This window comes from Variovorax sp. P1_H2, from assembly GCF_056405295.1.
Genome location: NZ_JBFUCJ010000240.1, coordinates 1 through 3,341 on the forward strand (window position 1 = coordinate 1; position 3,341 = coordinate 3,341).

At 67.1% G+C, this 3,341-nt stretch carries 1 protein-coding gene; it reads left to right on the forward strand.

Translation table 11 applies throughout. From position 1 onward, the window contains the following. Positions 1-3,341 (forward strand): beta strand repeat-containing protein (locus AC1D2E_RS35260; RefSeq protein ID WP_478201701.1); only part of this gene is annotated, 3,341 nt, incomplete at both ends.

A 3,341-nucleotide genomic window follows, 5' to 3' on the forward strand; every position in this document is an offset into this window, starting at 1 on the left:
CCAACGGCTTCGTCATCGTGAGTCTGCCGACGCCGGCCGATGGCGCGACTCTCAACGTGAGCGCGACCAGCACCGACCTGGCGGGCAACGTCTCCGCTGAGGCGACGGACTCGGCTGTCCTCGACATCACGCCGCCGACGGCTCCGACCATTGCGGTCGACGCCATCACGGCAGACAACGTGATCAACAACGCCGAAGCGGCTTCGACCGTGGCGGTGAGCGGCACGACCACTGGTACGCAAGCTGGTGATGTGGTCACTCTGGTGATCAACGGCGTCAGCTATAGCGGCACCGTGGACGCAGACGGCGCCTGGAGCATCGACGTACTTGGTTCGGATCTGGCAGCAGATGCCGACACCTCCGTCGAAGCCAGCGTCACCACCCGTGATGCAGCCGGCAACAGCGCCAGCGGCAACGCTTCGCACGCCTACGGCGTCAGCTCGACGGTACCCACCATCACGGTGGTTGGCCCGATCGCAGGCGACGGCGTGATCAACGCAGCGGAAGCCGAAGCCCTGGTGGTGAGCGGCACGACCACGAACGTGGAAGACGGCCAGACGGTCACGCTGATCTTCAGCGACGGCGTGAACAGCGTGGTCGTGACGGGTACGGTCAACGGCAATACCTGGACGGCTGGCGCGGCCGACCTGAGCGGCCTGGACAACGGCACGATCACGGTCACGGCGAACGTCAGCAACGCGGCCGGCAACCCGGCCAGCGACAGCGCGAGCGCCGAGATGGACATCACGCCGCCGGAGGCACCGACCATTGCGATCGATGCCATCACGGCGGACAACGTGATCAACAACGCCGAAGCGGCTTCAACCGTGGCGGTGAGCGGCACGACCACTGGTACGCAAGCCGGCGACGTGGTCACCTTGGTGATCAACGGTGTCAGCTACAGCGGCACCGTGGACGCAGGCGGTGCCTGGAGCATCGACGTGGCAGGTTCGGACCTGGCCGCAGACGCAGACACCACCGTCGAAGCCAGCGTGGTGACGCGCGATACGGCGGGCAACAGCGCCAGCGGCAGTGCTTCGMACGCCTACGGCGTCAGCTCGACGGTACCCACCATCACGGTGGGCGGCCCGATCGCTGGCGACGGCGTGATCAACGCTGCAGAGGCCGAAGCCCTGGTGGTGAGCGGCACGACCACGAATGTGGAAGACGGCCAGACCGTCACGCTGACCTTCAGCGATGGCGTGAACAGCGTGGTGGTCACGGGCACGGTCACGGGCGGCGTATGGACGGCCGATGCGGCCGACCTGAGCGGCCTGACCGACGGCACGATCACGGTCACGGCAGCAGTGAGCAACGCAGCCGGCAACCCGGCCAGCGACAGCGACAGCGCCGAGATGGACATCACGCCGCCGGAGGCACCGACCATTGCGATCGATGCCATCACGGCGGACAACGTGATCAACAACGCCGAAGCGGCTTCGACCGTGGCGGTGAGCGGCACGACCACTGGTACGCAGGAAGGCGATGTGGTCATCTTGATGATCAACGGTGTCAGCTACAGCGGTACCGTGAACGCAGACGGCGCCTGGAGCATCGAGGTGGCGGGCTCGGACCTGGCCGCAGATGCCGACACCACCGTTGAAGCCAGGGTGGTGACGCGCGATACGGCGGGCAACAGCGCCAGCGGCAGTGCTTCGCACGCCTACGGCGTCAGCTCGACSGTCCCCACCATCACGGTGGKYGGCCCGATCGCGGGCGACGGYGTGATCAACGCMGCCGARGCCGAAGCCCTGGTGGTGAGCGGAACGACGACGAATGTGGAAGACGGCCAGACGGTCACGCTGACCTTCAGCGACGGCGTGAACAGCGTGGTGGTCACGGCCTTCGTCAACGGTGGTGTGTGGACGACCTCGGCCGCCGATCTCGGCGGCTTGACCAGCGGCACGATCACGATCACGGCGAACGTCAGCAACGCAGCTGGCAACCCGGCGAGCCACAGCGACAGCGCCGTGCTGGAAATGACGCCACCATCGACGCCTGTCGTGACCGAGAACAACGGCAACGGCCTGGGCGGCACSGGCGARGAAGGCAGCACCGTGGTCGTCACCGACGGTGGCGGCAATGTCGTGGGCAGCGCCGTGGTGGATCCSGACGGCAACTGGCGCATCGAGCCGAACCCGCTGCCYGAAGGCGAGCCGGGMACGATCGAGGCGATCGACGAKKCGGGCAACAAGTCCGARYCGGTCGAGATCGTGGGYGGTGACCAGACSGMKCCGACGACSCCTGTGGTCAATGAGAACAACRGYGGYGGCCTGGSCGGCACYGGYGARGAAGGCAGCAYCGTGRTCGTCACCGACGGTGGCGGCAATGTCGTGGGCAGCGCCGTGGTGGATCCSGACGGCAACTGGCGCATCGAGCCGAACCCGCTGCCYGAAGGCGAGCCGGGAACGATCGAGGCGATCGAYGRTKCGGGCAACAAGTCCGAAYCGGTCGAGATCGTGGGYGGTGACCAGACGGCGCCCGTCATCGGCGTCGAGATCGTCAGCGATGCCAACAACGATGGTGTCATCAGCGGCCCCGAGCTGGGTGCCGGCATTCAGGTCAAGGTGAGCCTGGTCTCCGGCGCAGCGGCCGGCGACGTGATCGCCGTGACCGATGGCACGAACATCATCAACGTCACGCTGGGCGCGGCCGACGTGACCAACGGCTTCGTCATCGTGAGTCTGCCGACGCCGGCCGATGGCGCGACTCTCAACGTGAGCGCGACCAGCACCGACCTGGCGGGCAACGTCTCCGCTGAGGCGACGGACTCGGCTGTCCTCGACATCACGCCGCCGACGGCTCCGACCATTGCGGTCGACGCCATCACGGCGGATAACGTGATCAACAACGCGGAAGCGGCTTCGACTGTGGCGGTGAGCGGTACGACCACCGGCACGCAAGCGGGTGACGTGGTCACCTTGGTGATCAACGGCGTGACCTACAGCGGCACCGTGGACGCAGACGGCGCGTGGCGCATCGACGTGGCGGGCTCGGACCTGGCAGCAGATGCCGACACCACCGTCGAAGCCAGCGTCACCACCCGTGATGCAGCCGGCAACAGCGCCAGCGGCAACGTTTCGCACATCTACGGCGTCAGCTCGACGGTGCCCACCATCACGGTGGGCGGCCCGATCGCTGGCGACGGTGTGATCAACGCAGCCGAGGCCGAAGCCCTGGTGGTGAGCGGCACGACCACGAACGTGGAAGACGGCCAGACGGTCACGCTGATCTTCAGCGACGGCGTGAACAGCGTGGTCGTGACGGGTACGGTCAACGGCAATACCTGGACGGCTGGCGCGGCCGACCTGAGCGGCCTGGACAACGGCACGATCACGGTC